This is a genomic window from Martelella alba (assembly GCF_005217455.1).
Lineage (GTDB): Bacteria > Pseudomonadota > Gammaproteobacteria > Enterobacterales > Enterobacteriaceae > Acerihabitans.
In genome coordinates this window covers 1-7,551 of the sequence record NZ_SZPQ01000077.1, presented here as the reverse complement: position 1 = coordinate 7,551, position 7,551 = coordinate 1, and the positions used below count along the sequence as shown (strand labels likewise).

General features: G+C 47.7%; 7 protein-coding genes and 1 pseudogene. All 8 read left to right on the top strand.

Annotated features, from left to right (window positions below; genetic code table 11):
- Window positions 1-299: 299 nt before the first annotated feature.
- On the top strand, window positions 300-1,694 hold the full coding sequence (locus FCN80_RS24985) for a glutamine synthetase family protein (protein WP_230492944.1): 1,395 nt from the start codon (window positions 300-302) through the stop codon (window positions 1,692-1,694).
- 35 nt (window positions 1,695-1,729) lie between these two features.
- A complete protein-coding gene (locus FCN80_RS24980) occupies window positions 1,730-3,148 on the top strand; it encodes an alpha,alpha-trehalose-phosphate synthase (UDP-forming) (protein ID WP_136993016.1) in 1,419 nt (472 codons plus the stop codon).
- Window positions 3,149-3,202: 54 nt separating this feature from the next.
- Window positions 3,203-4,156 (top strand): protein translocase subunit SecF, encoded by a 954-nt coding sequence (secF, locus tag FCN80_RS24975; protein WP_136993015.1) that lies wholly within the window; start codon window positions 3,203-3,205, stop codon window positions 4,154-4,156.
- Window positions 4,157-4,610: 454 nt separating this feature from the next.
- Window positions 4,611-4,781 (top strand): hypothetical protein, encoded by a 171-nt coding sequence (locus tag FCN80_RS27115; protein WP_230492943.1) that lies wholly within the window; start codon window positions 4,611-4,613, stop codon window positions 4,779-4,781.
- Window positions 4,778-5,131, top strand: a complete 354-nt coding sequence (locus FCN80_RS27335) for a trehalose-phosphatase (RefSeq protein WP_306767935.1) — start codon at window positions 4,778-4,780, stop codon at window positions 5,129-5,131. Before FCN80_RS27115 ends, FCN80_RS27335 begins: the two co-directional genes overlap by 4 nt.
- Window positions 5,107-5,415, top strand: coding sequence for a trehalose-phosphatase (locus tag FCN80_RS27330; RefSeq protein WP_306767934.1), 309 nt, complete (start codon window positions 5,107-5,109; stop codon window positions 5,413-5,415). Before FCN80_RS27335 ends, FCN80_RS27330 begins: the two co-directional genes overlap by 25 nt.
- A complete protein-coding gene (gene otsA / locus FCN80_RS24965; RefSeq protein WP_136993014.1) occupies window positions 5,390-6,793 on the top strand; it encodes an alpha,alpha-trehalose-phosphate synthase in 1,404 nt (467 codons plus the stop codon). The genes FCN80_RS27330 and otsA overlap by 26 nt, the downstream gene beginning before the upstream one ends.
- Window positions 6,794-6,868: 75 nt before the next feature.
- Window positions 6,869-7,551 (top strand): annotated as a pseudogene (locus FCN80_RS27110) (transposase); the annotation flags it as partial.

The following is a 7,551-nucleotide window of genomic DNA, read 5'->3' as shown; positions in this document are numbered from 1 at the left end:
TGTCGTTGGCGTTCGAACATTACAACGAATATCACCCGCATAACGCTTTAGGATATCGTTCGCCAAGGGAATATCGGTGCAGGGGGAAATCATCAACCTAAGCGGGAATAAGTGTACGGACATATGGGGTCAAAACCAATTATAATCATATTTTTATATGTCAATAAGCGTAAATTTATACTTTTTTTACTGCCCGGTATTTATTATTTATGTTTTTTTTATATCCATAAATAATGGTCTTTTTTATACTTCTGTAGTCGCCGAAAGGCAAGCCAGAAAGAAAGACCATGAACTCAGTGATGAAAACTCCGTTTTTACAGAATATTTTTTCCCGACTATCATCCTCTTATTCTGTGTTCAGTGATGTTGAGGATGATGTCTGTAACAGTAATGAACTGTCACGGGCGTTTCAGAACGAAGTCAGGGATTACATTTCCCGTTACCCGACAACCCGGCATATAGATGTTTATCTGAATGACATTAACGGGACATTCAGAGGCAAAAGGCTTTCCATTGATGATTTACACTCAGTGTCTAAAGGGTGTTATTTCCCACAATCCGTGTATTCCATGGACCGGCAAGGTAAGGTATTTAGCAGGGCCTCCGACAACATAGTCCGGGAGGAGCCTGACAGACTTTGTCTGCCTGTGCCGGGAACACTGCGCCCTTCTGCTTACGAACCCCGTGAAAATGCCCAACTTCTGATGTCCATGAGGGACGCCAGTGGTGTGCCCTGTGCAATGGAACCAAGGGTTATTCTGGAAAATGTTCTTCGCCGGTTTCATCAGAATGGGCTGTATCCGGTGATCGCACCCGAGGTTGAGTTTTACCTTATTGACCAGGAAGCGCAGGGAATACGTAGCCAGGGTTGTTTCCATATGACGGTTCCATCAACTTATGCGTCTTTTATCGAAAATCTGGAAGAGATGTCTGCTGCGCAACATATTCCGCTGACGGGTATTGTCAGCGAGGTGGAGCCCGGTCAATTTGAACTCAATCTGCGTCATTCACATCAGGTGGTGGATGTCTGCGAAAATGTTTTGGCACTGCGCAGATTAACCAGCATCGTCGCCAGTGAACTGGGTTATAAGGCCAGCTTTATGGCCAAACCCTTTTCGCAGCTTGCAGGAAACGGCCTGCATTTTCATATCAGTCTCAACGATGTGCATGGCAATAATGTTTTTGCTTCCCCGGATAATGAACTGAATGGAATGGCCCGCCTGTGTCTTGCCGGTTTACTCCATCTGATGCCTGCGTCGGTGGCAATAATGGCTCCCGGGGTGAATTCTTTCCGTCGAATACGTAAAAGTCTTAATGAACCATTATTCAGTTCATGGGGTTATAATAAGCGCTCCGCAGCATTACGCATTCCCTGCTCAGCCGACGAGAACAGACGGATTGAATACCGACTTGCTGGCGCGGATGCTAACCCCTATCTAGTTATGGCCGCTATTCTTACCGGTATGTTTTATGGTCTTGAAAATATTGATGATGATTCCCTGCAGCACATTACTTATGTCGCTCCCCCTCTGCCTTTATTCCAGCAGCAGGCAATAGAAGCTTTTCAGGAATATCCCTATCTGATGGAAAGTCTCGGCCAGACATTTTCTCAACAATGGGTAAACAGCCGGCTCGCAGAACTGACGATGTTTGAAAGCATCGTGACACAGGAAGAAACAGAAATGGCCTTCTGAGCTTTAATTATTACCAGTCATCAATTGAGGTAAATATGTCTCGTCTGATTGTTCTGTCTAATCGTAGCGAAATGCAGGATAATTGTGCCACAGACTCATTGCTGATAAGTCTTTCGCAGATATTTAAAAAGCAACCGGGATTGTGGTTTGGCTGGAATGGTGGGATTGCTTCGGCCAGGAAAACGCGTTTAATACAGCATATCCTTAAACCGGAATGTGAGGTGTTTTCCTGGGAGCTCTCGCCGAATGAATATGACAATTATTACCAGGGCTATATTCACAAGGTACTGTGGCCTGTATTTCATAACCGCCCTGATCTTGTCTGCTACAGAAAAGAGTTCTTCAACACCTGGAAGTCTTACAACCGTGAAGTGGTTAACATGGTGGCTCCACATATTGAAGCGGAAGATATTATCTGGGTCCATGATTACCACTTGTTGCCTTCAGGTAACATGTTAAAAGATGCGGGTTACCAGAATAATTGTGGCTTCTTTCTGCACCAGCCTTTCCCTCCGGGAGAGATATTCCGTTCAGTCCCGGAACATGACTGGGTAATGCAGTCACTGTTGTGTTATGACCTAATAGGTTTTCAGTGCAGTTCTGACATCAATAACTTTATCTCATATGTACTTCGTTACTACCGAGCTGAACGAATTAAAACAGATACCATACAGATTAATGGCCGTCTGGTAAAAATTGGCATATTCCCCTGTGGAATTCATAATGAATCTGTTGATAAACACAATCCGGATGACAAAGCCGTTCAGGCGTATCAGCGAGACATTATCATCAGTAATGATGTGATCAGTGATATCAGCGGGATCCATTACCGTCTGGAAGCCATGCGTACATTGCTGAATAATTATCCACAGTATGTTCGTGATGTCAGCCTGCTGCAGATAACGGATCCCTCGCATGAATACCCTTATTCCTCGCCGGATCTGCATGCCCGGCTTGAGCGATTCTGTGGTGAAATTAACGGACAATACGGTGATTTTTCCTGGTATCCGGTTAATTACATTCACAACGGTCTCTGTAAGCAGTCATTAATTTATGCACTTTACAGAAAGGCACATGTCGCCATGTTCACACCGTTGTCAGAAGGGATGAGCATGAGTGCGAAGGAATTTATTCTTGCTCAGGATGCTGAAAATCCTGGCGTGTTGATTTTGTCCGAATTTACCGGAGCCGCAGAACAGCTTACCGGAGCGATAACGGTAAATCCTTATGATACAGATAAGGCCAGTGAGTTGCTTCATTCCGCGCTGACCATGCCATTGCATGAGCGTAAACGCAGGCACAGTAAGCTACTGGAAAAAGTGAAGCGCTATGACTGTCACTGGTGGGCGAAAGAATTTATAACTTCATTGCGAAATACCTCACATGATACATCCTACAGGATGGTGCTGAGTCGCTCCCATTATGGTATCTTCACGCCGCAAAAAATATATTGATGTTTATATGACAACAAACGCACTGACAGTGCTGTCTTTCAGAGGGATGCAAATGTGGCACAGGGTTATACAGTTGAACAACTGAACCATGATCGTAAAGTCTGGGACTTTATGCGCTGGGACTCCTGGGCTTTTATTATTTCCGGCGGGTTGCTTATTCTCTCCATTATGGTGATGGGTGTTCGCGGTTTTAACTGGGGCCCCGATTTCACTGGTGGTACGGTCATTGAAATTTCGCTGGAAAAACCAGCGGATATGGATGTAATGCGTGATGCCCTGGAGAATGCGGGCTTTGCGGATCCACTGGTGCAGAATTTTGGCAGCAGCCACGAAATTATGGTACGTATGCCACCAGCACGGCATGAAACCACGGGGCAGTTAATGGGCAGCAAAGTGGTCAGTGCGATTAACGAAGCGACCGGGCAGAACGCGGCCGTGACACGTATTGAATTTGTTGGCCCGAGCGTCGGGGATGAGCTGGCACAGACCGGTGGCATGGCGTTGCTGTCTGCGCTGCTCTGTATCCTGATTTATGTGGGATTCCGCTTTGAATGGCGTCTCGCGACAGGCGTGGTTATGGCACTCGTCCACAACGTGATCATTACCATGGGCGTCCTGTCACTGTTCCATATTGAGATTGACCTGACGATTGTGGCGTCGCTGATGTCAGTGATCGGTTACTCACTTAATGACAGTATTGTCGTATCAGACCGTATTCGTGAGAACTTCCGCAAGATCCGTCGCGGTACGCCATATGAGATTTTCAACATCTCGCTGACGCAGACATTGCACCGCACGCTGATCACCTCCGGCACCGTGCTGATGGTGATCCTGATGTTGTACCTGTTCGGGGGAACGATGCTGAAGGGCTTTTCACTGACCATGCTGATTGGAGTGTCCGTTGGTACGATCGCTTCCATCTACGTCGCATCGGCGCTGGCGCTGAAGCTGGGTATGAAACGTGAACACCTTTTGCAGCAAAAAGTGGAGAAGGAAGGAGCTGATTAGTAGCCAGCTATGATATCAGGTTTCGCTTTCTCCGGTGATATGGATTTTCCTTTATATCCATTGCTGTTGTGTGGGAGACTGTGTTTTTCATTCCGGCGCTGACACAGCATGATTTCTGGTGAGCATGGAAAGTTGTCATGACGGGCAGATACTGGTGTTCCTGACTCTGGACGGAATAACAGGACAGGCCTGCTTCAGGTCACGCCAGAATCAGGCCTTATGACTGAATTAACTTTCAGCATTTTGACAGGGCAGCATCTGCATTTTGCGCTGAACAGACTGCCAGTTGGATCAGGACGATGTGAATGCCGTCACTGAGACAGTGGCTGGTATCAAAAAGCCGCTAACAGTAGAAATTTTCGTCAGGCTTTATTATGCATCAGAAAATACAGTCTTTCCGGAGGGGGCATAAAAACGCCTGTTTACTGGCCATGATTGATAAGGAGAGAAAGCGGTGACTGAATGTCTTTCTGTGATGCCGGTATTAACTGGAAATTATGTTTTTTTCTTTGATCCTGATGGCACTCCCGCCGGCATCAAACCCTATCCCGGACAGATTGATATCCCAGCACCGGTTCTGCAGTTACTGCAAAATCTGAGACAACAGCAGAGGGGGGGGCATTGATTTCAGGGCAACCGGTAGCGGAGCTTGATAAACTCACCCAGCCTTACCGTCTGTCGCTTGCGGGTGTCCATGGAGCTGAACGCCTTGACATCAATGGTAAAACCGACAGAGTCACTTTGCCTGAATCACTTCAAAAGGGATTCTGTGCACTACTGGCAATAGCACTGGATGCCTTGCCCGGTTGCGAGCTGGAAAGCAAAGGGAGTGGTTTTGCTCTGCATTACCGGCAGACACCTCAGCAACTGCATACGGTGCTTGCTCTGGCGAAAAATAAAATATTGTGCAGAGCCATCCTGCTCTGGCCCTACAGCCGGGGAAATATGTGGTGGACATCAAACTTCGCAGAATAAATAAAGGGGAGGCAATAGCTGTTTTTATGCGGGAAGCACTGTTTGAAGATCACAAACCAGTATTTATCGGTGATGATTTAACCGATGAAACCGGATTTGCCATCGCTAGTCAACGGAATGGTTTTTCGGTAAAAGTTGACAGTGGTGAAACCTGTGCACGGTGGTCTCTGTCTGATGTGGCCAGTGTACATTGCTGGATAGATAACATTTTAAACAATGGTCAAACATCAGACGTTTTTACCGAAAGGAGAGAGTCCCATGAGTCGCTTAATTGTCATATCTAACCGCATTGCCCCGCCAGATAATAAAAAAGCCAGTGCAGGAGGACTCGCGGTGGGGATTCTGGGGGCCCTGAAAACTACAGGAGGATTATGGTTCGGCTGGAGCGGACAAACCGGCGATGAAGGGCTGCCGTTAAAAACGGTTACCCAGGGAAATATTACCTGGGTCTCCTTTAACCTCAGTGTGCAGGATCATGAAGATTACTATAATCGTTTTTCTAATGGCGTACTGTGGCCGGCGTTTCATTACCGCCTCGATTTGGTGGATTTTCAGCGTGATGCCTGGGCGGGCTATCAACGTGTCAGCGCAAACCTGGCGGACAAAATTCTGCCACTGATTGGGGCTGATGATATTTTATGGATCCACGACTATCATCTTTTGTTGCTTGCAGCCGAGTTACGTAAGCGCAGGGTTAATAACCGTATCGGATTTTTTTTGCATATTCCTTTCCCGACACCCGAAGTCTTTAATGCACTCCCTGTGAATGCACAGTTAATTGAGCAAATGTGTGAGTGTGATTTGCTGGGATTCCAGACAGAAAACGATCGTCTGGCGTTTCTTGACTGTATACAGGTGCAGACAAGGTTAACAAACCGGAGCGGGGAAAGTCACATTGCCTGGGGAAAACATTTTTACACAGGCACTTATCCGATAGGCATTGACCCCGGAGAGATTGAGCGCATTGTAAAAAGCCCGCTAACGCCAAAACTGGCGCATCTGAAAAGTGAACTCAGAAGTGTGAAGAATATTTTATCCGTCGAACGACTGGATTACTCAAAGGGGCTGCCGGAGCGTTTTCTCGCTTATGAAGCTCTTCTGGAGAACTATCCAAAGCATCGAAGCCATATTCGCTATACCCAGATAGCACCCACCTCACGCGGTGATATAAAGGCTTATCGGGATATTCGCCATCAACTGGAAACCGAAACAGGGCGTATAAATGGTCACTATGGCCAGTTAGGATGGACACCGCTTTACTACCTGAATCAACATGTTGAACGTAAGATGCTGATGAAAATCTTCCGTTATTCTGAAGTTTGTCTGGTTACACCGCTGCGTGACGGGATGAACCTGGTGGCAAAAGAGTTTGTGGCTGCGCAGGACCCTGATGATCCGGGTGTTTTGGTGCTGTCAAAATTTGCCGGGGCAGCAAATGAATTGCAGACTGCCTTAATGGTGAATCCTTACGATCGCGATGAAGTGGCTGCTGCACTGGACAGGGCATTAACCATGTCGCTGCCGGAGCGTGTTGAACGCCACTCGGCAATGCTGGCAGTAATTAAAAAGAATGATATTCATAGCTGGCAGGAGCAGTTTATCTCCGATCTCAGACAGATAAGTCCCCGGGGTGATGAGCTGAATGCTGTATTAGCCCCCTGATGATCCATACACTTTGACCCGCCTAAAATTAGAGTTAGGCCTGGAGCTATGTTCAAGACGGGTCAAAGCGAGATTATGGGTACTGCTCTTACTGAGCCAGAGCGACGTCGCCGTCGCACTCCGCAGGAGAAGATCGCCATTGTTCAGGAGACCTTCCAGCCAGGAAGCTCCGTTTCTTTTGTCGCTCGTCGTCATAATTTACATGCCAATCAGGTCTTTAAATGGCGTAAGCAATACCAGGATGGCAGCCTGACGGCGGTCTCTGCCGGCGAAAAGGTTGTGCCGGCTGCTGAGTTGAACAGCGCCTTGGAACAGATCCGCGAACTCCAGCGTCTCCTGGGTAAGAAAACCATGGAAAATGAGATCCTTAAGGAAGCGGTTGAATACGGCAAAACAAAAAAATGGACTGCGCACGGACCCTTATTGCCCGGGGAAGACGAGTAAAACCCGTGAGTGAAGCTCTGGGTGTGTCGCGTGCGCCACTCTCGCTTTATCGTTATCGGCAGGCTGACTGGCAGGATGGTCGCAAACAGCGGCATCAGGATGACGCCGAATTACTGGAACACATCCTTGCCCAAGTTGCCGACCTGCCGGGTTATGGCTATCGACGCATCTGGGCTAATCTGCGCCGTCGTTCGGAGCAAGAAGGTCTGCCGAGGGTGAACGCAAAACGGGTATGGTGTGTGATGCGTGATAACGGCTTGTTGTTGCAATCGAAACCCCACCCCGCACCGGATACCCGTCGTCACACGGGCCGG